The following is a 26,287-nucleotide window of genomic DNA, read 5'->3' on the forward strand; positions in this document are numbered from 1 at the left end:
TGTCAGCCTAATGGTTCACTGCACCGAAGCCGTGGAGCATCGCCGCACGGGCCCCTTCCACGACGCTCAGCGCGCTCTCGGATGGGCCGTGGCGTAGACCTCACGCATCGTGTTGACCGTGACGAGGGTGTAGACCTGCGTCGTCGTCACAGAGGCGTGCCCGAGCAACTCCTGGACCACTCGCACGTCGGCGCCGCCATCGAGGAGGTGCGTCGCGAATGAGTGCCGCAGGGTGTGCGGTGAGACGGCCGTACCGATTCCTGCCCGCTCCGCGGTGTCGGCGAGCACCTGCCACGCGCCCTGTCGGGTGAGCCTGCCGCCGCGCGCGTTGAGAAACAGCGCGGGCGTCGAGCGTGTCACCAGAGCGGGCCTGCCACGCACCAGATACGCCTCGATGGCGCCGACGGCGGGACCGCCGACCGGCACGAGTCGCTCCTTTCCGCCCTTGCCTCGCAGCAGGGCAGTGCGTGCATCGGTGTCGAGGTCGTCGACGTCGAGCGACGTCGCCTCGGTGATGCGTGCTCCACAGCTGTAGAGCAGTTCGAGGAGCGCGCGGTCACGCAGGGCACGCGGATGGTCGCCCGCCCCCGCTGCTTCCAGGATCGCGACGACGTCGTCGACGGGTAAAGCCTTGGGGAGGCGTCGCGCCGGACGCGGTGGCCGCACCCCGTGCGCCACGTCGGCGGGCACGACACCTTCGGCAGCGGCGAACTTGTGAAAACCCCTGGTGGCCACCAGCGTTCGTGCTACCGAGCTGTCAGCGAGGGGTGTTGTCCCGGCCTGCTCGTCGCCGCGTCGCAGATCGACGAGGAACTCGCGTACGTCGTTCTCGGTGACCTCCGCGAGATCGACGATCCCCCGGCCGGAGAGATAGCGCCGGTAGCGGTCGAGGTCGCGACCGTAGGACGCAAGCGTGTTGGGCGCCATGCCGCGTTCGACGGTGAGGTGGTCGAGATACCTCGACACCACGTCGTCGACACGCGTCCCGGCGGTCACGTCGATGCCCGACCCGCCTTGCGATCGGCGAAGGCGTGGGGCTTATCGCGCCACGGCGAATCCGGTGTCCGCAGCTGCGTGTCGGTGCGATCCGCGGCAGAGAGCGCGAGAATCCCCGACACCGCGGTCGCGTTCACGATGTCGCCGGACAGCACCATCGACACAGCGTCGTCGAGCGCGACCCACTCCAACGACATATCGGCCTCTTCGTCCTCGCGTTCGGCCACATGGTGCTCCGACAGTTCTTCGGCCAGGTAGACACGCAACGCTTCGTCGGTGAACCCGGGCGAGAGGTCGAGGTCGATCAACACCTGCCACCGCTGCGCACGCAGGTCGGTTTCCTCCGCGAGTTCACGCTGCGCGGCGGCGAGCGGCGGCTCTACCCCACCCTTGTCGAGCAGCCCCGCGGGAATCTCCAACAACCTGCGGCCGACAGGATGCCGATACTGACGCACCATCGCAATCCTGCCGTCCTCATCACGCGCGACGACGGCCACGGCACCAAAATGCTCGACGACTTCGCGTTCGGCAACCCGACCGCCCGGCATCTCCACCTGGTCGAGGCGAAGCGCGAGTATCGCTCCGTCGTAGACCACTCGGCTCGACTTCACATCGAAGTGGTGGGCGCCGGGGCCGGTGCTCTCGCTCAAGCGTCCTGTTCCTCGACCTCGACGGCGACGTCGTCTTCGACCGCCGCCGCGGGCGGAGGATCGTAGTCGCCCAGGTCCACCGGAAGCCGTTCTGCCGCTTTGTATTTCAGCGAAGCATCGATGAACGAACGGAACAGCGGATGCGGGCGCGTCGGCCGGCTCTTGAGTTCGGGGTGCGCCTGGGTGCCCACCAGGAACGGATGAATCGACTTCGGGTACTCGACGAATTCGACGAGGTGACCGTCCGGCGACGTCCCCGAGAACACGAGACCCGACGCGGCGATCTTGTCGCGATAGGAGTTGTTGACCTCGAAGCGGTGCCGGTGGCGCTCGGAGACCTCTGTCGAGCCGTACGACTCCGCCACGATGCTGTCGGGCTTGAGCGTTGCCGGGTAGGCACCGAGCCGCATCGTGCCGCCGAGATCGGCTTCTCCCGCAACGATCTCGGTTTGGTCGGCCATGGTCGAGATGACGGGGAACGGGGTGTCGGGATCGAACTCGGTCGAGCTCGCGTCCTCGAGGCCCACCGAGCGTGCGGCCTCGATCACGATGCACTGCAGGCCGAGGCACAGTCCGAGCAACGGAATGCCTCGACGCCGCGCGTACCGGATCGCTCCGAGCTTGCCCTCGATCCCCCGGATGCCGAAGCCACCGGGAACCAACACGCCGTCGACGTCTCCGAGCGCTGCCTGCGCACCCGCCTCGGTGGCGCATTCGTCGGACGGAACCCACTTGATCTCGGTCTTGGCGCGCCACGCGAAGCCACCTGCGCGGATCGCCTCGGTCACCGACAGATAGGCGTCGGGCAGGTCGACGTACTTGCCCACCAACGCGATTCGGACCGTCTCACGCGGCTCGTGCACACGGTTGAGCAGTTCGCCCCACACGGTCCAGTCGACATCGCGGAACGGCAGCCCGAGCTTGCGCACGACATAGGCGTCGAGTTGCTCGGAGTGCAGCACCTTGGGGATGTCGTAGATCGACGGGGCGTCGGGCGTGGAGATGACGCCGTCGATGTCGACGTCGCACATCAGCGCGATCTTCTTCTTGAGCCCCTCGGGCACGTCGCGATCGCACCGCAGGATCAGCGCGTCGGGCTGGATTCCGACGTTGCGCAGAGCGGCGACCGAGTGCTGGGTCGGCTTGGTCTTCAGCTCACCCGACGGCGCGAGATAGGGCACCAGTGAGACGTGGATGAAGAAGACGTTGTCGCGGCCGACGTCGTGACGGATCTGGCGAGCGGCTTCGATGAACGGGAGCGACTCGATGTCGCCGACGGTTCCACCGATCTCGGTGATGACCACGTCTGGCGGCTCACCGTCGTCGCCGGGCGCACGCATCGCGAGCACCCGCGATTTCAGCTCGTCGGTGATGTGCGGGATGACCTGGACGGTCTCGCCGAGGTACTCGCCGCGTCGCTCCTTGGCGATGACGGTCGAATACACCTGTCCGGTGGTGACATTCGCCGACTGCGAGAGATTGCGGTCGAGGAAGCGCTCGTAATGCCCGACGTCGAGGTCGGTTTCGGCGCCATCCTCGGTGACGAAGACCTCACCGTGCTGGAAGGGATTCATCGTGCCTGGATCGACGTTCAGATACGGATCCAGTTTCTGCATGGTCACGCGCAGACCGCGCGCTGTGAGTAGTTGGCCGAGGCTCGACGCCGTCAGACCTTTTCCGAGCGACGATGCGACGCCGCCCGTAACGAATATGTGCTTCGTGCCTTCATGCACGTGGCGAAGTGGTCGCAAAACCCGTCTCTCCCGTCGGCTGGATCAGGCCGGAAAACCTGTTGACCTACGGGACTCCAGGGTAACACCCATCGGCGGTTCTCCGCTCCGCCACACCGGAAGCGTGCTCGCCGAAGGTGTGATCCGCGTCGTGATCCGCCGACCGGCCAGGGCGAGCGGCGTCCCCGTCGGAACGCCCCGCCCCCGACGGCGTCAGGTCGACGGTCGGTCGGTGGCCCCGACGGTGATCGCCTTGGCACCTGCTCCGGTGCCGTAGGCGCCGGTCCGTCCGCCCTTCTCCTCCTGCAGGACGAGGATCGACGTGATGCGCCCGGTTTGCTGATCGACGTTGTCGACGGTCGAGACGGCGTTGCCCAGACCGGGGTCCGAGCGAACGACGGCGATCGGCGAACCGCCCGCAGTCGAACCCGTCCGACCGAGCAGCGCTCCCCCGTCGCCACGCCCCGAGAGTGCCGCGGCAAAGCGGGCGACGAGTTGTCCCTGCGCACCTGAATCCTCGGGATAGCCGCCACCGGTCACCACGACGGCGAGGTCGGCAGGTGTCGAGCCCGCCCCGGCGTAGTCGATGAACCCGCCGTCGCGCAACGCTTCGAGTCCGGTCCGCCGGTCGTCGGCCGACGCTGCGCCCTTTCCGCCGCGGTCGAGCGTCAGAGCACCGAGTAGATCACCCGCGCGGCCACCGGAGTCGACCAGTTCGGCACGCAGCGTCGAACCCGGAGGAATCGTCTGGTCGATGATCGTCGAGAGTTGCTCGGATTTCTGATCGGAGACGAATTGTGGCGTCAACGCGATCTGACCCGACACCTTGGCGCCCGCGCCTGCGACCGCGTCCTTGATGGCGGCGACGTCGGCGTCTGCTGCGCCGGGCGCGGTCACCACCAGGACCGACTGGCCACGAAGCGTTCCGTCGATCACCCGTCCGGTGATCGCGGTGTCAAAACTGTTGGCGCTGTTGAGCTGATCGTTGAGCTGATCGCGCTCGTCCTGCAACGCCCCGATGCGATCACGACTGGTGCCTGTCAACGAATTCATTCTGTCGCCGACAAAACCGGAGCCGATGAACAAACCCACCGTGAGTGCCAAAAACACCGCGGCGAGCGAGATCGCATGCTGCCGAACCGAAATCATTGTCTACCTGTTCCAGACCCCACGGGCCCACTCGACGAGCTGATGCCACTGTGCGACAACCCAATCGGTCACTTCGCCGCCCGCGCTCGACAACATCACCGCAGCGATCACCGCGATCAGCGCCGCGAGTACAACGAAGGCGACGGCCGCCCCCGACACGCGGCTCCTGTACAGCGTCGCAACGGCTTTCGCGTCGACCAGCTTGGGTCCGACCTTCATTCGGGTGAGGAAGGTCGACGGATTGCTCTCACGCCGCGAGCGGTCGAAGAAGTCGTCGAGGGTGCCGCCATAGCCGACGGTGACGATGAGGTCGGCGCCGTGGTAGTCGGCGAGCAGCAGAGCGAGATCCGACGCCGCGCCGGCAGCGGGGAATGTGGTCGCCCCGATTCCGAGGTCCTGGATTCGCTCGAGACCCGCGGCATGACCGTCGGTGTCTGCCGGAAGCACCAGTTGCGCACCGCATTTCAGCGTCGCGACCTTCATCTCTTCCGGGTCGCCGACGATCAGAGAGGGCTTGTACCCAGCTTTCGTCAGCGTGTCAGCACCCGCGCCGACACCGATGATCACCGGTGAGTACTCCTTGATGAACGGCTTGAGTGCGCGCAGATCGGCCGCGCGGTCGGGTCCGTCGCCCACGATCACGACGTGCTTGCCGACCAACGAGGCGTCGATGTCGGGCACGCCGACACCGTCGATCAGCAGTGGGGACTCGCTCCGGATGAACTCAATCGTGTTGCCGGAGAAGGCTTCGAGGTGATCGACGAGTCCGGTCTTTGCCTCGATCATCATGTCGGCGATCTCGTGCTCGTCGAGCGTGGTGCCGCGCGCGAGGCGTCGTTCACCGACGAACACCTTGCCGTCGTCGACCCGGAGTTTCGCGCCGTCCTTGACGCGCTTGAACACTTCGGGTCCGACCTCATCGACGAGGACGATCCCGGAGCCGACAAGCACCTCCGGTCCGAGGTTGGGGTAGCGCCCACTGATGGAGCGGGACGCATTGACAACGGCGACGACATTGGCCTCGACCAAAGCGTCGGCGGTGACGCGGTCGAGGTCGACCTCGTCGAGGATGGCTATGTCACCCGGTCCGACTCGGTCGATGAGGCGGCGGGTGTTCTTGTCGATCCTGGCGATACCGGACACGCCAGGCAGTTCTTCGGAGTTACGTGCGAGCAGTGCGGGCATCTTCATGCACCACATGATTGACCGTGCGCCGCGCAGCCTTGGGGAGGCGCGCCGCAACATGGGCAACTTTTGTCACACGAGTACCAACTGTCTCAGCGCTTCTTGCGGGTGCCCTTCGCTTTTGTCGCTGCGCTCGTCGCTTCACCTGCCGACGATCCGACGGCGTGAGCCTTCTCGCCATCAGCGGTGGCCAGTAGTTCCTCAGCATGCGCCCGGCCCGTGTCGGATTCGCCGAGTCCCGCGAGCATGCGCGCCAATTCGGCGATGCGCGCGTCACGGTCGAGTGGCCGCAGTGTGCTGGTCTGCGCACGATCGCCGGATTTCGACGTCTTCCCGATCACCAGGTGGTTGTCGGCGAAGGCCGCGACCTGCGGAAGGTGCGTCACGACGACGACCTGGTGGGCCCGTGCGAGTCCCGCGAGCCTACGTCCGATCTCCACTGCGGCCCGGCCACCGACACCGGCGTCGACCTCGTCGAAGACCATGACCGATCCCGACGTCGGCTCTGCGAGAACCACTTCGAGGGCCAGCATCAGTCGCGAGAGCTCGCCGCCGGACGCCGATTTGGCGATCGGCAGGGGGTCGGCTCCGGCATGTGCGACGAGGGCGAACTCGACGCGATCGGCGCCGTCGGCACCTGCGTGCGCGGCGGCTCCATCGACCGTGATCGCCAGCCGATCGTCGGGGGCCGCGACGTCGGGGATGACGTTCACCGACAGCGCGGCGTCGCCCATGGCAAGGCCTGCCAATTCGGCCGACACCTTGCTCGACATGGAGGTCGCCGCCTTACGACGCATGGTTCGCAGCGTCGACGCCGCTGATTCGACGTCGGCACGCGCCGACGCGGCCGCCGCCTCGAGTTCGTCGATCGAGCCCTGCGGGTCGTCGATTTCGGAAAGTCGACGTTCCGCAGTCTCGCGCCACGCGATGACGCCGTCGATATCAGGTGCGTACTTGCGGACCAGGGCTTTCAGCTCACCCTGGCGAGCGAGCAGCTTCTCGAGTTCGTCTGCGTCGCTGGGCAGCCCGGATAGAAACGACGACAACTCGTCGCCGATATCGGTGACGACGGTCAGCGTCTCCGACACGCGAGCAGCGAGCGTTCGCAGTTGCGCGTCGGCCGCGGACTCCAGGAGCGAACGAACCTGCCCGAGACCGTCGACGAGCGAACCGTTATCGCCCGCAACTACGTCGTGCGATCCCGCAGCCGCCGAACGAATCGACTCGAGATCGGAGAGTCGTCGGATGGTGTCGGCGAGCGCGTCGTCTTCTCCCGGCTGCGGGTCGACCGCGGCGATCTCGTCTATGCCGAAGCGCAGTCGGTCGGCTTCCTGCGCGAGTTCACGATGGTTGGCGCGGCGTGCGTCGAGTTCGTCGAGTATTGCGACCCAGCTCTCGCGCGCCGAGCGATACCGCCTCAGCGCCGCGGCCGCCTTGTCGCCGGCGAAACTGTCGAGGGCGTCGCGCTGATGGTCGGGACGAAGCAGACGAAGTTGATCGTTCTGGCCGTGAATCGTCAACAACGCGCCCGTGAATCTGCCCATCACGCCGACCGGCACCGACCGCCCGCCGAGGTGTGCACGCGAACGACCATCCGAGCCGACGGTGCGCACCACGATGACCGAGCCGTCGTCGTCGAGTTCTGCACCAGAAGATTCGACGATGTCGGCGACAGCGGCACGCGTGGCATCGTCGGCGGACTCAGCGAGTCGGAACCGCCCCTCGACGGTCGCTTTCTGGCTCCCCGATCGCACTCTTCCGGCGTCGGCGCGCGCACCCGACAGCAGCCGCAGGCTGGTGACGATCATCGTCTTGCCCGCGCCGGTCTCGCCCGTCAATACGGTGAACCCGGGGCTGAATTGTGCGGAGGCCTGATCGATGACGCCGAGGCCGGAGATCGACAGCTCTTCGAGCACTACTTCCCCTCACCCTGCCGCCCGCGCCATCCGGTCACCGGCAGGTCGAATTTCGTGACGAGTCGATCGGCAAACGGGTCGGAATCGATGCGTACCCACAGCACCGATCGGTCGCTTCGGACCACCTCGACACGGCCGCCGGCCGGGACGAAGATCTGGCGTCGGCCGTCGCACAGGGCGATCGCCGACCGTCCGTGCTTGTCGATTTCCACCGCGATCCGCGATCGAGGGCTGGTCACCATCGGCCGGGCGAACAGCGCGTGCGCATTGCTCGGAACGATCAGGATCGCTTCGAGGTCGGGCCACATCACCGGTCCGCCGGCCGAAAAGGCGTAGGCAGTCGATCCGGTCGGTGTCGACACGAGCACGCCGTCGGCTCCGAACGCGGATACCGGCCGACCGTCGACTTCGGTCACCAACTCGAGCACGCCGTTGTTGGTTCGGTTGAGGATGGCGACCTCATTGAGTGCCCAGCTACGGCGCACCTCGTCCGGTTTGGTCGGATGGCTGATCGAGATGTCGAGGGTCATCCGCGGTTCGACACGGTAGTCACGCGATATGAGCTGCGCCATCACGTCGTCGATGCGGTTGGCCTCGGCCTCGGCGAGAAACCCGATGTGCCCGAGGTTGATTCCCAGCACCGGAACACCCGCCGGATAGGCGAGTTCTGCTGCGCGCAAGAACGTTCCGTCGCCCCCGAGCACGATGACCACCTCGCACCCGACGGCCGATTCCGGGTCGCCCGTCGCGACGGTGACATCTGCCCCGAGCTCGCGCAATCCGTCGATGTCGAGCGGATGGCTCGGTGGCCGCGTGGGGCCATGGTCGCGGTTGGCGGGATCGTCGTGACCTTCCCTGTCGTCTCGTCCGCGAAGGTCGACGTCGTCTTGCGTCGCGGGGTTGTCGGCAGTGAGGTCGTGGTCGATGATGCGTAGGCCAACACCAGCCGCAGCGCAGTGGCGTGCGATCGATTCGACCGTACGGGTCACCACAGCACGTCCGGTGTGCGCCACCACCATGAACTCGCGCTGACCGGACACGGCGACCACTGATTCGTCGATCACCTTGTTCCTTTCACCATTCCCGATCTGCGGGCACGCTCAGCGAGGTCCCTCGTCGACGGCACGGTGGATCATCCCCCGCAACTGCGCATCATCCGCAATGTCGGCGACTTCGTCTGCCCCGCCACCAGTCTCCCCGACAGTATCGTCCGCCGGAACGTCGGGCTGCGCGTGGTGGTCAGCCGGCCGGTATGTCAGCCACAAGAAGTATTCGACGTTGCCCGACGGCCCTGGCAACGGACTCGCCACGACGTCCCTGGTGACCAGACCGAGCTTCGCCGCGTCGCGCGCGACGTGGTAGACCGCCTCGGCGCGCAACTCGGGGTCGCGCACAACGCCACCGGAGCCAACCCGGTCCTTACCCACCTCGAACTGCGGTTTGACCATCGGCAACAGGTCGGCGCCCGGTCGGGCACTGGCAGCGAACGCCGGTAAGACCAGCGACAGCGAGATGAACGAGAGATCGGCGACGACGATGTCGACGGGTCCCCCGATGTCGTCGGCGTTCAGGTGACGAACGTTGGTACGGTCGTGCACGTCGACACGGTCGTCGGACTGGAGCCGCCAGACGAGCTGCCCGTAGCCGACATCGACCGCAACAACCTCGGCGGCCCCGCGTCGAAGCAGAACGTCGGTGAATCCTCCGGTCGACGCGCCCGCGTCGAGGCAACGCTTGTCGGCGATGGTCAAACCCTGCGGCTCGAATCGTTCGAGAGCACCGAGCAGCTTGTGCGCACCGCGCGACGCCCAGTCGTCGCGGGGGCCGTCGTCGGAAACGAGGATGGGGGTGTCGCGCGTCACATTTGTCGCGGGCTTCGCGGCAAGCACCCCATTGACGGTGACCTGCCCCGCCTCGATCAGCTCACGAGCCTGCTCTCTCGAGCGGGCCAGCTTGCGGCGGACGAGCTCGGCGTCGAGCCGTGCACGCGTAGCCACTCAGTGAACCCTGAACAGTGTGATCACCCGCGACAGGCCGGCCGTCATCGAGGATCAACCTCTGCCAACGCTGAGGTGAGTACGTCATGAGCCTTCTCCAGCAGCTCACTCTGCCGCGCGAGCGCCGCGAGATCGAAGGTGTCGCCTGCCTGCTCGCGAATACGGTCGACCTCGTCGAGCAGCGACTCGACCGTCTCCGCGACCGGAATCTGCGGCTCGGCCGCAAGGTCAGCAGGCGAGGGCGATTGCGGCCCGGGTCGCAGGTGCGCTCCGGGGACGGGGTGTTGCGGTTGCTGGTAGTTCATGACACGACCACGCTAGCGCAGGTCTCCGACACCGAGCTTGTCGATCTGCGACCGAACGTCCGGGTCGTCGCTGGTGATCGCCACATCCGACGGGTCAACCGGCCCGGCTTCGACGTCCCGGCCATCGAGGAGTGCCCACGCGGCGTGCGCGAGTGCAGGCAGAAGCGCCTCGTGCGCGGGCTCTTCCCCAGTGGCACTGACCGTGATGGTCGCGCCGGACACCTCGACGTCCCAGTCCGGCTGTTCTCCGATCCGGACGGTTTCCTCATCATCGAGAAGGCCGGTGAGGTCGTCGATCACGTGCGACGGCCGCTGCTCGGGTGGTGCAAGCAGCAGATCCTTCGGAGTGCTCACACCGGTCAGGACGAGCGCACTGTCGAGGCCGACCGAATGCGCTCCCTGGATATCGGTATCGAGTCGATCGCCGACGACCAGCGAATTGGTCACCCCGCTGCGCTTCATCGCATCCGCCATCAGCGGCGCAGCGGGTTTGCCGGCGACGAGAGGTTCGGCGCCGGTCGCGTTGGCGACAGCGGCGACCAGTGACCCGTTGCCGACGAGCAGTCCACGCTCGGAGGGCAACGTCGCGTCCGTATTGGTGGCGATCCACAGTGCGCCCGCACGGATCGCGAGCGCGGCTTCCGACAGCGTCGACCAATTGGTGTCCGGAGAGAATCCCTGGATCACGGCGGCAGGTCGGTCGTCTGCGCTCCTGGCGACACCGACTCCGACCTCGCGCACCTCCTGCGCCAGTCCGTCGGTACCGAGGACGAGCGCACGCGAGCCTGGCTCGACGTGTTCAGAGAGCAGACGAGCCGCGCTCTGAGCACTCGTCACGACCTGATCCTCGGTCGCCGAGAAGCCCATCGAATTGAGATGTGCTGCAACCTCACTCGGACGTCGGCTCGCGTTGTTGGTGACGAAGATCTGGGGAAGGTCGAGAGCGTCGAGGGTCTCTCGTGCTCCGTGGGTCGGCTCCTTGCCCGCGAACACGGTGCCGTCGAGGTCGAGGAGCAGCGCCTCGTAGTGATCGACCAACGATCCTTGCGGCGGAGCCTGCGGCTCGGGCGAAGGCGCGCTGGACGCTGCCGGCGTCGCAGGTTGAGCAGCCGGTGCCGGGGGTTGAGCAACCTGAGCCGTGGCCGTCGATGCAGTGCTCGATGAAGCCGCTTTCTCGTCGGATGATTCTGTACTCGACGTGGGTGGGACTTCTGCAGGCACGGACGTCGTCTCCGACTCGGCAACGTCATCTCCCGAGGCGTCTACCGAGCTATCTCCCGAGTCCTTATCTCCCGAGCCATCTATCGACGCGGCACCGACACCATTACCGGAAGCGCCTTCGGTCTCATCAATGGCACCGACGACGTCGACGTCTTCCACTGCCGAGGCATTGCCGTCAGATGTGGTGTCAGGACTCATGTCCTCCGACAGCTCCATCAGGCGGAACTCCGCATCGGTGGCGTCGTCGACGTCGGCCGCTGCGGCGTTCATGTACCAGGTCACCGCATCATCACGACGGTCAGCAGCCAATAGCGCGGACGCGTAGGCGTAGAACAATCGTGCTGCCATCGTGCCGGTCCGGCCTGGTGCGAGATCCTCCGCCTGAAGGGTCACGAGCGCCTTCGCGGGTTCGCCCGCATCGATGCGGGCGCCAGCCTCGACGATGCGCATTTCCGTCGCCTCGTCGCCGGTCAGTGAGCGCCCCTCCTCGCTACGAGCGATTTCGATAGCTCGTTCTGGGCGTCCGAGTCCGCGCTCGGCGTCGGCGATCAATGGCAGCAGCGATGTGCCGCCGTTGATTCTGCGCGCGGCTCGCAACTCGGTAAGAGCCTCTTGCCATTCGCCGGCGTTGTAGGCCGCGATTCCCGCGGTCTCGCGGACCAGTCCGACCCTCGAGGCGCGCTCCCGCGCCGCACGTGCATGAGCCAGCGCCAATTCGGGATCTGAATCGAGCAGCTGAGCGACCATCACCAGATGCCTCGCCACCCGATCGGCGTTCGCCTTGTCGAGCGTCAACAGATCACGGCGTACTTCCTGGTCGAGGTCCGACGCCACGACGTCGTCGGGCAACGGCGGACCCGCAGGCCGGCCCTCGGGCCCTCGTCGATCCGAACCGCGTCGATCCGACGGTCGTCCACGGCCGTCTGGCCCACGTCCGCGATTGTCCGACCCACGCCCTCGGCCTCGTTTGTCCTGTCCCCGATCGCGATCGTTCATGACTCTCAATCTATGCCCTGCGGAGTCTTGGTGCGGAATCCACCGCGACCCGGAGCTCCCGCGTGCGCGAAATGTAAATGCCCGTGAATGCAGTAATGCCCCGCACCACGGGGGTGCGGGGCATTACTGGGATGTTGTGCTCGGCGGTGTCCTACTCTCCCACACCGATTAGAGTGCAGTACCATTGGCGCTGGTGGGCTTAGCTTCCGGGTTCGGAATGGGACCGGGCGTTTCCCCACCGCTATAGCCGCCGAAACAATATGAAACAGCATCCACGCAGAATGTTGCTCTTTATGTGAGCGTTGCGTGTGTTGTTTCAGAAGTGTCATAGTGGATGCGAACACACCTTTATTACAAGTTGATGTGTTGGGTGTTGTTGGTAAGTCCTCGGCCGATTAGTACCAGTCACCTAAACCTATTACTAGGCGTACAGTTCTGGCCTATCAACCCCATGGTCTGTAGGGGGCCTTAACCCTTCAAGAGGGTGAGAAACCTCATCTTGGAACAGGCTTCCCGCTTAGATGCTTTCAGCGGTTATCCCTTCCGAACGTAGCTAACCAGCAGTGCTCCTGGCGGAACAACTGGCACACCAGAGGTTCGTCCGTCCCGGTCCTCTCGTACTAGGGACAGGTTTCCTCAAGTTTCTAACGCGCGCGGCGGATAGAGACCGAACTGTCTCACGACGTTCTAAACCCAGCTCGCGTGCCGCTTTAATGGGCGAACAGCCCAACCCTTGGGACCTACTCCAGCCCCAGGATGCGACGAGCCGACATCGAGGTGCCAAACCATCCCGTCGATATGGACTCTTGGGGAAGATCAGCCTGTTATCCCCGGGGTACCTTTTATCCGTTGAGCGACACCACTTCCACACGTTGGTGCCGGATCACTAGTCCCGACTTTCGTCCCTGCTCGACATGTACGTCTCACAGTCAAGCTCCCTTGTGCACTTACACTCAACACCTGATTGCCAACCAGGCTGAGGGAACCTTTGGGCGCCTCCGTTACATTTTAGGAGGCAACCGCCCCAGTTAAACTACCCACCAGGCACTGTCCCTGAACCCGATCAGGGTCCGAGGTTAGAAGTCCAATACGATCAGAGTGGTATTTCAACAATGACTCCATGAACACTGGCGTGCCCACTTCACAGTCTCCCACCTATCCTACACAAACCGAACCGAACACCAATACCAAGCTATAGTGAAGGTCCCGGGGTCTTTTCGTCCTGCCGCGCGTAACGAGCATCTTTACTCGTACTGCAATTTCGCCGAGTCTGTGGTTGAGACAGCAGAGAAGTCGTTACGCCATTCGTGCAGGTCGGAACTTACCCGACAAGGAATTTCGCTACCTTAGGATGGTTATAGTTACCACCGCCGTTTACTGGGGCTTAAATTCTCAGCTTCGCCCCCCGAAGGGAACTAACCGGTCCTCTTAACCTTCCAGCACCGGGCAGGCGTCAGTCCGTATACATCGTCTTACGACTTCGCACGGACCTGTGTTTTTAGTAAACAGTCGCTTCTCTCTGGTCTCTGCGACCCACACCAGCTCAAACAGTAAATGTCGTCACCAGAATGGGTCCCCCTTCTCCCGAAGTTACGGGGGCATTTTGCCGAGTTCCTTAACCACAGTTCTCTCGATCGCCTTAGTATTCTCTACCTGACCACCTGTGTTGGTTTGGGGTACGGGCCGTGTACCAACTCACTAGAGGCTTTTCTCGGCAGCATAGGATCATGGACTTCACCACAACGGTTACGCATCACCTCTCAGACTTGATGAAACACGGATTTACCTATGTTTCGTCCTACAGGCTTACACCAGGACAACCATCGCCTGGCACCACTACCTTCCTGCGTCACCCCATCGCTTGCCTACTACCAGCCAAGGTCCTGTGCATCACCCCACTCGAGACCCGAAGGCCTTCTCGGAGGATCTGGACAGTTAGTACAACTGATTCAGCATGGGCGCGGATACACGGGTACGGGAATATCAACCCGTTGTCCATCGACTACGCCTGTCGGCCTCGCCTTAGGTCCCGACTCACCCTGGGCGGATTAGCCTGGCCCAGGAACCCTTGGTCATTCGGCGGCAGAGTTTCTCACTCTGCTTTCGCTACTCATGCCTGCATTCTCACTCCCACACCCTCCACACCTCGTTCACACGGGCGCTTCCACGGATGCAGGACGCTCCCCTACCCACCCACACACCTAGCCCACAACCCGTAGATCATGGGCGGGCTTATGTGAGTGCCGCGGCTTCGGCGGTGTACTTGAGCCCCGCTACATTGTCGGCGCAGGATCACTTGACCAGTGAGCTATTACGCACTCTTTCAAGGGTGGCTGCTTCTAAGCCAACCTCCTGGTTGTCTTCGCGACCCCACATCCTTTTCCACTTAGTACACGCTTAGGGGCCTTAGCCGGCGATCTGGGCTGTTTCCCTCTCGACTACGAACCTTATCGCCCGCAGTCTCACTGCCCTGCTCTCACTTACCGGCATTCGGAGTTTGGCTGACGTCAGTAACCTAGTAGGGCCCATCGGCCATCCAGTAGCTCTACCTCCGGTAAGAAACACAGAACGCTGCACCTAAATGCATTTCGGGGAGAACCAGCTATCACGGAGTTTGATTGGCCTTTCACCCCTACCCACAACTCATCCCCTCCATTTTCAACTGAAGTGGGTTCGGGCCTCCACGACGTCTTACCGACGCTTCACCCTGGCCATGGGTAGATCACTCCGCTTCGGGTCTAGACCCGGCGACTCCACGCCCTATTCAGACTCGCTTTCGCTACGGCTACCCCACACGGGTTAACCTTGCCACCGAGCACTAACTCGCAGGCTCATTCTTCAAAAGGCACGCCATCACCCACAACCAACCAAATGATTCGCAGGCTTTGACGGATTGTAAGCGTCCGGTTTCAGGTACTATTTCACTCCCCTCCCGGGGTACTTTTCACCTTTCCCTCACGGTACTTGTCCGCTATCGGTCACCAGGAAGTATTCAGGCTTACCGGGTGGTCCCGGCAGATTCACAGCAGATTCCACGAGCCCGCTGCTACTTGGGCACCCATCACGCAAGACCACACGTTTTCAGCTACCGGACTCTCACCGTCTACGGCAGACCATTCCAGGCCACTTCACCTAACATGCAGCATTTATCACTCACGCCCCGACAGGTAGATCGGAGAAGATGAACCCCACAACACCACACACACAACCCCTACCCGGTATCACATGCGCATGGTTTAGCCTCCTCCGCTTTCGCTCGCCACTACTCACGGAATCACAATTGTTTTCTCTTCCTATGGGTACTGAGATGTTTCACTTCCCCACGTTCCCCCCACACAGCCTATACATTCAGCTGGTGGTAACACGACATCACTCGTGCTGGGTTTCCCCATTCGGACACCCTCGGATCACAGCTCGTTTGACAACTCCCCGAGGACTATCGCGGCCTACCACGTCCTTCATCGGCTCCTGGTACCAAGGCATCCACCGAACGCCCTAAAACACTTACAACAACACCTACAAACACACCCACACACAACGCGCAGGCACGAATGTAGACACAAAAACTCGACAAAACACACAACCAAAAAACTTGTATGCATTGCAAAAATAAAGATGCTCGCATCCACTATGCACTTCTCAAACAACACACACCCGTAACCGCTTCTCTCTCCTGCCGCCATCACAGCGACGATCAACGAGACAACCTGCATCACGGGCACAGAGAAAACTCAGTGTGTTCTCTCAGAACCCCGATAGTGTATTGACAGCATACCGGCCTCACGACCGACAACAATCAGAGATGATCGCGCAATGATGCACGGCTCTGACTTGCCTGATGTTTCACCCGTGAACACACTCGTGCCGCACCACGATCGGGTGCAGAAACACGGTTGTTTGTATGCTCCTTAGAAAGGAGGTGATCCAGCCGCACCTTCCGGTACGGCTACCTTGTTACGACTTCGTCCCAATCGCCGATCCCACCTTCGACAGCTCCCTCCACAAGGGTTAGGCCACCGGCTTCGGGTGTTACCGACTTTCATGACGTGACGGGCGGTGTGTACAAGGCCCGGGAACGTATTCACCGCAGCGTTGCTGATCTGCGATTACTAGCGACTCCGACTTCATGGGGTCGAGTTGCAGACCCCAATCCGAACTGAGACTGGCTTTAAGGGATTCGCTCCACCTCACGGTCTCGCAGCCCTCTGTACCAGCCATTGTAGCATGTGTGAAGCCCTGGACATAAGGGGCATGATGACTTGACGTCATCCCCACCTTCCTCCGAGTTGACCCCGGCAGTCTCCTGCAAGTCCCCGGCATAACCCGCTGGCAATACAGGACAAGGGTTGCGCTCGTTGCGGGACTTAACCCAACATCTCACGACACGAGCTGACGACAGCCATGCACCACCTGTACACCAACCACAAGGGAACAGCCATCTCTGACTGCGTCTGGTGTATGTCAAACCCAGGTAAGGTTCTTCGCGTTGCATCGAATTAATCCACATGCTCCGCCGCTTGTGCGGGCCCCCGTCAATTCCTTTGAGTTTTAGCCTTGCGGCCGTACTCCCCAGGCGGGGTACTTAATGCGTTAGCTACGGCACGGATTCCGTGAAATGAAACCCACACCTAGTACCCACCGTTTACGGCGTGGACTACCAGGGTATCTAATCCTGTTCGCTACCCACGCTTTCGCTCCTCAGCGTCAGTTACTACCCAGAGACCCGCCTTCGCCACCGGTGTTCCTCCTGATATCTGCGCATTTCACCGCTACACCAGGAATTCCAGTCTCCCCTGTAGTACTCAAGTCTGCCCGTATCGCCTGCACGCCTGCAGTTAAGCTGCAGAATTTCACAGACGACGCGACAAACCGCCTACGAGCTCTTTACGCCCAGTAATTCCGGACAACGCTTGCACCCTACGTATTACCGCGGCTGCTGGCACGTAGTTGGCCGGTGCTTCTTCTGCTCCTACCGTCACTTGCGCTTCGTCGGAGCTGAAAGAGGTTTACAACCCGAAGGCCGTCATCCCTCACGCGGCGTCGCTGCATCAGGCTTGCGCCCATTGTGCAATATTCCCCACTGCTGCCTCCCGTAGGAGTCTGGGCCGTGTCTCAGTCCCAGTGTGGCCGATCACCCTCTCAGGTCGGCTACCCGTCGTCGCCTTGGTAGGCCATTACCCCACCAACAAGCTGATAGGCCGCGGGCCCATCCCCAACCGCAAAAGCTTTCCACAAATCCCCATGCGAGGAAAAATGAATATCCGGTATTAGACCCAGTTTCCCAGGCTTATCCCAAAGTCAGGGGCAGATCACCCACGTGTTACTCACCCGTTCGCCACTCGAGTACCCAGCAAGCTGGGCCTTTCCGTTCGACTTGCATGTGTTAAGCACGCCGCCAGCGTTCGTCCTGAGCCAGGATCAAACTCTCCATGAAAACCTATCAAAAACCCGCCAACCCCAAAGAGTCGACAGAATTTTCAACACAATCTCAGCCAGAGAGACAAAAACCTGACCAAACAAAAACTAGCAACACCCAGACCCAAAGACCTGAGCGTCACAAAAATAAATCATCACATAATCCAAAAACTTGGACACACGATGCCAAAATATGGCATCAGACAATCTTGTCAATACACTATCGAGTTCTCAAAGAACACACACCTACCAGCGCCACCCCGCATGGCGAGGCGCTCTCTAGTAAGCTGGTGTTTGGAATTGTTGACCCCGTCTCCGGAGCAACTCTTCCAGGCTACCAGATCCGATTCGCGTTCGCAACACCGTGTGTTGCGGGCTATTCGTTTCTGGCCGCATCGGTGTTCCAGGCTATCAGACCTGAGACACTGCAGTTTCCCCGATTCCGTGTCGGCCCCGGGGTCTTGCTCGCTGCGGTGCAACAAGAAAGTTACACACACGGGAACAGGGCGTCAAATCGCCTGGTCAGAGGCTTAAACGAGCGCCGGCAAAGCTCTTCTTACCGCGTCGGATGACCAGCCAACGGCCGTGCAGCAGGTCGGAAGTGCCTGGAGTCCACTCCGGATCGGTGATCTTGGTGTTGTTGACGTAGGCACCTCCTTCGCCGATCGCGCGTCGTGCAGCTTTGTTGCTCTCAGAGAGCCCGCTGTCCACGAGAAGTCCGACGAGCGTCGGTGCGTCGGAGCTGTATTCGGCGATCGTGGTCTCGCCCAGTGCTGCCGCAAGCGTCGACTCGTCGAGATCCGTCAGTTCGGCGCGGCCGAACAGCGCCTGACTGGCCAGTTCCACGGCGTGGGTGTTGGCCGCGCCGTGGATGAGCGTCGTCATCTCCGCTGCGAGGCGCTTCTGCGCCAACCGAAGATGCGGAGTCTCTTCCGTTGCACGCTCCAGCTCACCGATCTCTTCCCTGCTCAGGAACGTGAACCACTTCAAGTAGCGGACGACGTCGGCGTCGGACGTGTTCACGAAGTACTGGTACCAGGCGTAAGGACTGGTGAGTTCCGGGTCGAGCCAGAGGCTTCCGCCGCCGGTCGACTTACCGAACTTCTTGCCGTCCGACGAGGTCACGAGCGGAACTGTCAGCGCATGCACGGTGTCTCCGGTGATCCGGCGCGTGAGATCGACACCGCCGACGATGTTTCCCCACTGATCCGAGCCACCGATCTGCAGGCTGCACCCGTGCCTGCGGTGCAGTTCGAGGTAGTCGTTGGACTGCAGCAGCAGGTAACTGAACTCGGTGTAGCTGATCCCATCGGACTCGAGGCGTCGTCGAACGGTTTCTCGAGCGAGCATCACGTTGACCGAAAAGTGCTTACCGAGGTCGCGGAGGAACTCGATCGCGCTCAGCCCTGCCGTCCACTCCATGTTGTTGACCAGCAGGGCGCTGTTCGGACTGTCGTCGAATCGCAAGAAGCTGGCCAGCTGGTCGCCGATGCGTCCGGTCCATCCGCCAACCGTGTCGACGGAGTTCATGGTCCGCTCACCGACATCACGCGGGTCGCCGATGAGTCCTGTCGCACCACCTGCGAGAGCGATAGGCCGATGACCTGCGAGTTGAAAGCGACGCAGCGTCAGAAGCGGCACCAAATGCCCAGCATGCAGGCTCGACGCCGTCGGGTCGAAGCCCGCGTACACAGTGATCGGGCCGGCTTCGACAGCGGACCGCAGTTCATCGATGTCGGTTGACTGCGCGATCAAGCCTCGCCACTGCAGATCGTCGAGAATGTCTGAACCATCGATTCGGTCTTCAGAGGTCAGTGTGCTCACACATCGATCTTGTCATCTGCGCGTGCGCGGCCGGCGAACACCCGACCTGTATCGATCAGACCCGGCCCTCATCGATCAGGCAGAAGTGAGACGTTGATGCTCTTCGTCGTCGACCGCGCGCGCCTCAGTGGCCAACATGACCGGGATGCCGTCGGCATCGATCCGGTAGGCGACACGAAGCCGCGGGTTGTAGAGCTCATCGCCCGCGTCGAGCAGCGGGCCGTGATCCTGCGGGCACACCAGCCGGTCACGAACGATCGGATCCAGTGACTGCGCGCGAGAACCCATCGGCTTGCTTCCTCTCTCAGCGGATTTCCCCAGCGGATTTCGACGTGCCGCGGGGCACGACAGCAAGCCTAACGGCGCGGCGAACGCGTCGATCACCCGCTCGCCTCCACATCAACGCGTGCCGGTCGCGGCTCCCCCGGCTGTTGTCCTGGTCGGCGCGCCCGCGGTTCCGACAGCTCTTGCCGACGTCGTGCGATCGCGTGAGGTTGCGGAGGACGAATCCGGCAGCCAATCCACTCTGCTCACCGCAGTCTTGGTGAACCGTCGGTACCTGCCCTCCGAGTCGCGGTACCAGACCTTTGACCCGGGTTTCGGCACACCACGAGCCGCCAGTGCGCTCGCCTGGGGGCGATAGGACTCCGATACCGGGATCTCGTCGACGACGCAGACCAGGTGAGGTCGACGGTGCGCGGGCAGTGCGCCGAGGCCGAGCCGCAGTTGCGTGACTGTCAATGAATCCACGTCGACATCGGACCGCATCGTCAGCGCGGCCACCACGATCTGGCCTCCCGGATCGCCGAGCCGGTAGGCGGCCACTTGATCGACACCGGGCACCCGCGAGAGCAGTTGCTCGATCGGCGGGAGGTAGATGGGGCCCTCGATCGAATGCGCCACGGTGTCAACCGATCCCATGAACCACAGGTCGTCGTCGGAGTCCCGGTAGAACAGGTGACCCGACACCTCCCACCGGTCCTTGGGCGCGAAGACGTCACGCAAGACGGTCGCGGTGGTGTCGAAGCGATGCCGTGAACGCGCCAGCAGCAGCCCGACCTCGCCCTGCCCCGCACGGTCGACGAAACCGTTTTCACCGACGACGAGGCGCTCGGCGTCGACGTCGTATGCCGCGATTGCCACCTCGTTGGTTTCCGGCAGAGCGCGACCCATCGACCCGACCTTGTCGGCGGCGACGTTGGCCAGGATGGCCGAACCGTCAGCTGTCGCGAAGAACTCGAGAACGCGGGCACGTGGGAAGCGTTCGCTTATCTCGTCCCAGAGGCCGGTGGGAAGTCCCGATCCCATGAACAAGCGGATCGGATTGTGCTCGTTGATCTGAAAGTTCTTGTCGTGCAGTATCTCTCGCAGCATCGACCAGGTGTAGGACACCACCGTGACGCCGTATCGATGAACCTCGGTGGCGAAGTTCTCGGCGTCGACGCCCTCCGACAATGCGATACGCGACCGTCCGACGGCCGTCGCGCCGAGCGTGGTCAACAATCCGGAGGCGTGGTGCAGCGGCGGGATGCAATAGACCGTGTCGCGGTCTGTGAGACCTGCCGCCGACGCCGCTCCGAACGCCGACATCGCGAACCTGTGATTGGTCACCGGCCACACCGCAAGTTTGCCGCGTGAGCGGGTGAACAGGATGAATGCCAGATCGCCTGCGAGACCGGGATCGGGGCGATACCACGCTGGCATCTGTACGACGTCGGGGTCGATCTGTTCCATGTCGATGACGGTGCGGCCGTCAACGCCGTCGATCTCGCGTGCCGACCCGCTTCCGCCACCGAGCACGAGGACGCGATCGCTGTGAGCTGTCGCGGTCTCGAGGTGAACGGGATCGCAGACGACGACGTTCGCGCCTGCCAGCCGCAGCATCTCGCCGACATCGCCCTCACCGGCGAGAAGTACGGCGACCGCGCCCAACCGGGACAGTGCGGCAACCGCGACCAGCGCGCTCGGGCGGGTGTCCATCAGAACCCCGATGTGCTCGCCGGGGCGCACGCCACACTGCACCAGTCCCGCCACCACGTTGTTGATGCGGGTGTCGACCTGCGAATGGGTGAGAACTCGATTCTCGAAGAGGAAAACCTCGCGGTCGCCGCCCCAGTCGGTGTTCTCCGACATCAGCTTTCCCAGCGAGATACGAGTACCTGACTGGATCTGTCCGAGGCGGAACAGTCGCGGCACCGTGCGGACTGATTCCTGCGCGACGGCAAGCGACGTCCGCTGCACAGCGCCCGCCATTTCCCACAGATCGCGGGACGCCCCGGCACCCGCATCGGCAACCGAACCGATGCCGTGCGTGATCCGAGACAGCAGGCCGACGCCGGTGCCTTTCCCGTCGACCGGCGCCTCCATCGGCTCGACGTGATCGGGCTCAGGCCCCAGGTCCTCCTGCCAATTGATCCATTCCGCAGTCGTCGGCCACGTACGAGTACCCGAAGTACTTCCCACCACAAGACCGAAATGCCCTACGGGAAGCCGTGATTCGTACACGCGAGCTCGTGGTGCCGCACGGACGACACCACGGATAGCGATCGGTTGCCCGATGTCGTCGACCTCGCCGACGAAACCCAGAACGGGGGCGGTGATCTCGGCGAGCGTCACCAGTTCGCCGTTGATCACAAACCCGCCGGACACCATGCGGTTATGTGCGACGAACTGGCGCAGCAGTTCCGCGATGGCCGGGCCGGACCAGGCGACCCACCCTTCGGCTTCGAGGAAGCGGCGCTGATCTTCGCGGGGCAGAAGTGCGTCGCGGTCGTGGAGCTGGCGGAGGAAGTCGAAGCGGCTGCGCGCGGTCTTCACCGGGTCGAGCATTTGGAAACCGAGACGCGCCAGCCAACTGGGCACCCACAGATGTGGAAATACCTTGTCGGCCAAGACCTCCGCGCCGGGAGCGACCAGTGCTGCGGGCAGTCCGAGCGGTAGTGCCGCGAGAACGTCGACCGGGCTACCGAAGGTGATCACGCTGGCCACCCCGCGGGAACGTCGATACGCAGCTGCCTGATAGGCGAACATGCCGCCCTGCGAGTAGCCGGCGACGTGAACATCGCGGCCGGTGGATTCGATGATCCAGTCGATCGCCTCGCTCACCGCGACGACGTGGTCGGCGAGGTTGCGCTCCATCCCGCCTTCTTCGTGATCGGGAGATCCGAAGTCGACGACCCAGGCAGTGATGCCGTTGCGGTGCAGCACAGAGACGGCACCGTTGTGCTCGGTCACGTCATAGACGTTGGCAGACACCATCATCGGGGGAATCAGCACGATGTTGGGACCGGTCGCCGGGGCATCCGGGAAGTAGCGTCGCAACCGGAACATCCGTGTCGTCTCGACCACGGTGAACGGCGCGGGCTCGGTCCCGGTCTGCAGACCGCCGTACCGGAGCACCTCGAGACCATTCTGCGCTGTCGCGAGGACACGCTCGGCAAATGCCTTCACGTCGGGAATACCGCCGCCTGCCATCAACCACGCTCCTCCCCGCACACTGTATGGTGATCTGCATCACCTTACCCAAGCTTGGTCAACTCGCACCGTACACGGATCGACATAGACCCCGCGCACTCGTCGACCTCACTGTGACGGTGAACTCACCGACCACCGTGATCGCAGTGCCGGGAGCGCGCGGTCGAGGACGTCGAGCTGGCGCTGCACCTGCGACGGAGCGGTGCCGCCGTAGGCGTCGCGCGACTCGATCGACCCTCGAACGGTCAGTACCTCACGAACCTGCGGGGTGAGAGCCGGATCGATCGACGCGAAGGTGGCATCGTCGAGTTCATCGAGTCCGACGCCGCGGTTCTCCGCCTCGCGAACACACGCACCGGCGACCTCGTGGGCCACTCGGAACGGAACACCTTGACGCACAAGCCATTCCGCAATGTCGGTGGCGAGGGTGAATCCCGCGGGAGCCAGCTCGGCCATCCGATCCTCGTGGAACTCGAGTGTGCCGACCATCCCGGCGATCGCAGGCAACAGCAACTCGAGCTGCGCGACGGCGTCGAATACGGGTTCTTTGTCTTCCTGCAGGTCGCGGTTGTACGCGAGCGGCTGAGCCTTCAAGGTCGCCAGCAAGCCGGTGAGGTCACCGATCAGCCTGCCCGCTTTGCCGCGTGTGAGTTCTGCGACGTCGGGGTTCTTCTTCTGCGGCATGATCGAACTCCCCGTCGACCAGGCGTCGGCGAGGGTGACGTAGCCGAATTCGGCAGTGCTCCACAGGATCACCTCTTCGGCGAGTCGCGAGAGATCGACGGCGATCATCGCGAAGACGAACGACGCCTCGGCCGCGAAGTCTCGCGACGACGTCGCGTCGATCGAGTTCTCCGCGGCTGCGGCGAACCCCAGATCAGCGGCGATCGCCTCGGGATCGAGGCCGAGTGACGAACCCGCCAACGCACCGGAGCCGTACGGGGACACCGCAGTTCGACGATCCGCATCGGCAAGCCTGTCGACGTCGCGGATCAGCGGTTGCGCGTGCGCGAGGAGGTGATGCGCGAGCAGCACCGGCTGCGCAGCCTGCAGGTGTGTCTTCCCCGGCATGACGGCGTCGGGATGTGCGCGAGCCTGAGCAGTCAACGCCTCGACGACGTCGAGCACACCTGTCGCGACAGAACGCATCGCCTCGCGCAGCCACATGCGAAACAGCGTGGCGACCTGATCGTTGCGCGACCGTCCGGCGCGCAGCCTGCCACCGAGGTCGGCTCCGACGCGTTCGATGAGTCCGCGTTCGAGGGCGCCGTGCACGTCCTCGTCGGACTCGGCAGCCACGAAGGTGCCGTCGGCGACGTCGCTCGCGAGTTGGTCGAGACCGGCGAGCATGGCGGTCAGATCGTCGTCGGACAGCAGGCCTGCGCGATTGAGAACCCTGGCGTGCGCCTTCGACGCCTGGATGTCGAACGGGGCGAGCACCCAGTCGAACTGCGTCGACTTGCTCAACGCGGCCATCGCGTCGGCGGGTCCCGACGCGAAGCGACCGCCCCACAGCGACCCCTGGTTCGTTGTCCCGTGCTGGGCTGAGGGGCCCTGATCACTCACTGAGCAGATCCCGCTTCGCTGCGATCTTCGACGACAGGCCGTGCAGCTCGACGAATCCACGTGCGGCGGACTGGTCGAAGCTGTCGCCCTCGTCGTAGGTCGCGAGGTTGAAGTCGTACAGCGACTCGCCGCTGCGGCGGCCGTTGACCGAGATGTGGCCACCGTGCAGCACAAGGCGGATCTCGCCGGAGACGTGCTCCTGCGTGGAGTCGACGAAGGTGTCCAGCGAGCGCTTGAGCGGCGAGAACCAGAGGCCGTCGTACACCAGCTCTGCCCACTTCTGATCGGTACGACGCTTGAAGCGTCCGAGTTCGCGCTCCAAGGTGACGTGCTCGAGCTCTTCATGGGCGGTGATCAGCACCATCGCGCCGGGAGCCTCGTAGATCTCGCGGCTCTTGATGCCGACGAGGCGATCTTCGACGACGTCGAGGCGGCCGACACCCTGTGCGCCCGCGCGGCGGTTGAGTTCCTCGATCGCCTCCAGCACGCTGACCGGGCGACCGTCGATGGCGATCGGGCGACCCTTGTCGAACGTGATGATGACCTCGTCGGGCGAGTTCCAGTTGATCGTCGGGTCCTCGGTGTAGCTGTAGACGTCCTTGGTCGGCGCATTCCACAGGTCCTCGAGGAAGCCGGTCTCGACGGCGCGACCCCACACGTTCTGGTCGATCGAGAACGGCGACTTCTTGGTCACGTTGATCGGGATGTCGTTCTCCTCGGCGAAGGAGATGGCCTTCTCGCGCGTCCACGCGTAGTCGCGGACAGGGGCGATGACCTCGAGATCTGGTGCCAGCGAAGCGAAACCGACCTCGAAGCGCACCTGGTCGTTGCCCTTACCCGTGCAGCCGTGCGCGACGACGGTGCCGCCGTGATCGCGTGCCGCGGTCACCAGATGCTTGGCGATCAGCGGGCGCGACAGTGCCGACACCAGCGGGTACCGGTCCATGTACAGCGCGTTCGACGTGATCGCGGGCAGGCAGTAGTCGTCGGCGAACTCGTCGCGTGCGTCGACGAGCACGGCTTCGACGGCACCGCAGTCGAGCGCGCGCTGGCGGACGACCTCCATGTCCTCGCCGCCCTGTCCGAGGTCGAGCGCAACGGCGACGACCTCCTTACCGGTCTCCTTGCCGATCCAACTGATAGCGACCGAGGTGTCGAGGCCGCCGGAGTATGCAAGTACGACGCGTTCCGCCATGGTGGTGTGTGCTCCTATGTCGTGGTTCGACATCCATCATCGGATGTCGTGCCCGATGCGATCGGGCTGGGGTCTGTTTGTCGGTCCGGGTTCGGGCCTCGGTGTGTCCGACTCCGGCTCAGGGGCCGCCGGGGCGTCGGTAAGGGGTTGTCACACGAGGCCCTCGATTCGTCGTGCGAGCTCGGCCCCGTCGATCGGTGCGCGTGCGCACACGAAGATCGTGTCGTCGCCCGCAATAGTGCCCACGACGTCGGGCAAGCTGGCCCGGTCGATGGCACTGGCCAGGTAGTGCGCGGCGCCGGGCGGGGTGCGCAGCACGGCGAGGTTTCCGCTCGCATCCGTCGACACCAGCAGTTCGCTGAGCAGACGAGACAGTCGGGCAGTACCGCCGAACACCCCACGAACGGGCGCGCCGTCTTCAGGGACGACGTAGACGCCGACGCCGCCGTCGGCCGCGCGCAACTTGACGGCGCCGAGCTCGTCGAGGTCGCGGGAGAGCGTCGCCTGCGTGGCGTCGACTCCCCTGCCTGCGAGCAACTGCTGCAACTCCGACTGCGACCGCACCTGATGTGACCCGAGCACTTCGACGATGAGCGCGTGTCGCCCCGCTCGCGTGCTCGCGAGCCTGGTGTCGGTGTGATCGGCGATGCGCGCAGCGCCGCCGGTGT

Annotated in this window: 16 protein-coding genes and 3 rRNA genes; all 19 read right to left on the reverse strand. The window is 63.6% G+C overall.

What is annotated here, in order from left to right:
- Positions 1-66: 66 nt before the first annotated feature.
- Positions 67-996 carry a site-specific tyrosine recombinase XerD gene (gene xerD, locus RND64_RS12380; protein WP_049700740.1) on the reverse strand — a complete coding sequence of 310 codons (930 nt, stop codon included), beginning with the start codon at positions 994-996 and terminating at the stop codon, positions 67-69.
- Complete coding sequence (locus RND64_RS12385; RefSeq protein WP_049700741.1) at positions 993-1,646, reverse strand: NUDIX domain-containing protein; 654 nt, start codon at positions 1,644-1,646, stop codon at positions 993-995. Before RND64_RS12385 ends, xerD begins: the two co-directional genes overlap by 4 nt.
- A complete protein-coding gene (locus tag RND64_RS12390) occupies positions 1,643-3,397 on the reverse strand; it encodes a CTP synthase (protein WP_049700742.1) in 1,755 nt (584 codons plus the stop codon). The genes RND64_RS12385 and RND64_RS12390 overlap by 4 nt, the downstream gene beginning before the upstream one ends.
- Before the next feature lie 192 nt (positions 3,398-3,589).
- Positions 3,590-4,525, reverse strand: coding sequence for a copper transporter (locus RND64_RS12395; RefSeq protein WP_049700743.1), 936 nt, complete (start codon positions 4,523-4,525; stop codon positions 3,590-3,592).
- Between the two features lie 3 nt (positions 4,526-4,528).
- Positions 4,529-5,710 (reverse strand): putative cytokinetic ring protein SteA, encoded by a 1,182-nt coding sequence (steA, locus tag RND64_RS12400; RefSeq protein ID WP_200903294.1) that lies wholly within the window; start codon positions 5,708-5,710, stop codon positions 4,529-4,531.
- Between the two features lie 92 nt (positions 5,711-5,802).
- Entirely contained in the window at positions 5,803-7,626 is a 1,824-nt protein-coding gene (gene recN / locus RND64_RS12405) for a DNA repair protein RecN (RefSeq protein WP_049700745.1), read from the reverse strand.
- Entirely contained in the window at positions 7,626-8,690 is a 1,065-nt protein-coding gene (locus RND64_RS12410) for an NAD kinase (RefSeq protein ID WP_049700746.1), read from the reverse strand. Before RND64_RS12410 ends, recN begins: the two co-directional genes overlap by 1 nt.
- A 36-nt stretch (positions 8,691-8,726) precedes the next feature.
- The gene (locus tag RND64_RS12415) at positions 8,727-9,623 is read right to left on the reverse strand and encodes a TlyA family RNA methyltransferase (RefSeq protein ID WP_049700747.1); all 897 of its coding nucleotides are present in this window, start codon (positions 9,621-9,623) and stop codon (positions 8,727-8,729) included.
- A gap of 44 nt (positions 9,624-9,667) precedes the next feature.
- Positions 9,668-9,928, reverse strand: a complete 261-nt coding sequence (locus RND64_RS12420; RefSeq protein ID WP_049700748.1) for a hypothetical protein — start codon at positions 9,926-9,928, stop codon at positions 9,668-9,670.
- A 12-nt stretch (positions 9,929-9,940) separates the two neighbouring features.
- A complete protein-coding gene (locus tag RND64_RS12425; protein ID WP_049700749.1) occupies positions 9,941-12,145 on the reverse strand; it encodes an HAD-IIA family hydrolase in 2,205 nt (734 codons plus the stop codon).
- A 138-nt stretch (positions 12,146-12,283) separates the two neighbouring features.
- Positions 12,284-12,400: ribosomal RNA gene (rrf, locus tag RND64_RS12430) — 5S ribosomal RNA — on the reverse strand.
- Between the two features lie 120 nt (positions 12,401-12,520).
- Positions 12,521-15,655 (reverse strand): 23S ribosomal RNA (locus RND64_RS12435).
- Positions 15,656-16,057: 402 nt separating this feature from the next.
- A 16S ribosomal RNA gene (locus tag RND64_RS12440) occupies positions 16,058-17,579 on the reverse strand.
- The 16S, 23S and 5S rRNA genes sit together here, the layout of an rRNA operon.
- A 503-nt stretch (positions 17,580-18,082) precedes the next feature.
- The gene (gene tyrS / locus RND64_RS12445) at positions 18,083-19,384 is read right to left on the reverse strand and encodes a tyrosine--tRNA ligase (protein ID WP_049698122.1); all 1,302 of its coding nucleotides are present in this window, start codon (positions 19,382-19,384) and stop codon (positions 18,083-18,085) included.
- A 75-nt stretch (positions 19,385-19,459) separates the two neighbouring features.
- On the reverse strand, positions 19,460-19,672 hold the full coding sequence (locus RND64_RS12450) for a Trm112 family protein (protein ID WP_049698546.1): 213 nt from the start codon (positions 19,670-19,672) through the stop codon (positions 19,460-19,462).
- A 111-nt stretch (positions 19,673-19,783) separates the two neighbouring features.
- A complete protein-coding gene (locus RND64_RS12455) occupies positions 19,784-22,858 on the reverse strand; it encodes an AMP-binding protein (RefSeq protein ID WP_049698123.1) in 3,075 nt (1,024 codons plus the stop codon).
- 108 nt (positions 22,859-22,966) lie between these two features.
- Entirely contained in the window at positions 22,967-24,424 is a 1,458-nt protein-coding gene (gene argH, locus RND64_RS12460; protein WP_049698124.1) for an argininosuccinate lyase, read from the reverse strand.
- Positions 24,417-25,619 (reverse strand): argininosuccinate synthase, encoded by a 1,203-nt coding sequence (locus tag RND64_RS12465; protein ID WP_049698547.1) that lies wholly within the window; start codon positions 25,617-25,619, stop codon positions 24,417-24,419. The genes argH and RND64_RS12465 overlap by 8 nt, the downstream gene beginning before the upstream one ends.
- A 150-nt stretch (positions 25,620-25,769) precedes the next feature.
- Positions 25,770-26,267, reverse strand: coding sequence for an arginine repressor (locus tag RND64_RS12470; protein ID WP_039856974.1), 498 nt, complete (start codon positions 26,265-26,267; stop codon positions 25,770-25,772).
- Positions 26,268-26,287 lie beyond the last annotated feature (20 nt).

Origin of the sequence: Gordonia sp. w5E2, assembly GCF_036540975.1 — a bacterium.
In the GTDB taxonomy this organism is placed as follows: domain Bacteria; phylum Actinomycetota; class Actinomycetes; order Mycobacteriales; family Mycobacteriaceae; genus Gordonia; species Gordonia jacobaea.

Bases quoted from the DNA above. Each gene is read 5' to 3' on its own strand.
- steA (WP_200903294.1), bottom strand. From the start codon at position 5,710: ATGCCCGCACTGCTCGCACGTAACTCCGAAGAACTGCCTGGCGTGTCC.
- RND64_RS12465 (WP_049698547.1), bottom strand. From the start codon at position 25,619: ATGGCGGAACGCGTCGTACTTGCATACTCCGGCGGCCTCGACACCTCG.
- RND64_RS12450 (WP_049698546.1), bottom strand. From the start codon at position 19,672: ATGGGTTCTCGCGCGCAGTCACTGGATCCGATCGTTCGTGACCGGCTG.
- RND64_RS12395 (WP_049700743.1), bottom strand. From the start codon at position 4,525: ATGATTTCGGTTCGGCAGCATGCGATCTCGCTCGCCGCGGTGTTTTTG.
- RND64_RS12455 (WP_049698123.1), bottom strand. From the start codon at position 22,858: ATGGCAGGCGGCGGTATTCCCGACGTGAAGGCATTTGCCGAGCGTGTC.
- RND64_RS12420 (WP_049700748.1), bottom strand. From the start codon at position 9,928: ATGAACTACCAGCAACCGCAACACCCCGTCCCCGGAGCGCACCTGCGA.
- RND64_RS12425 (WP_049700749.1), bottom strand. From the start codon at position 12,145: ATGAACGATCGCGATCGGGGACAGGACAAACGAGGCCGAGGGCGTGGG.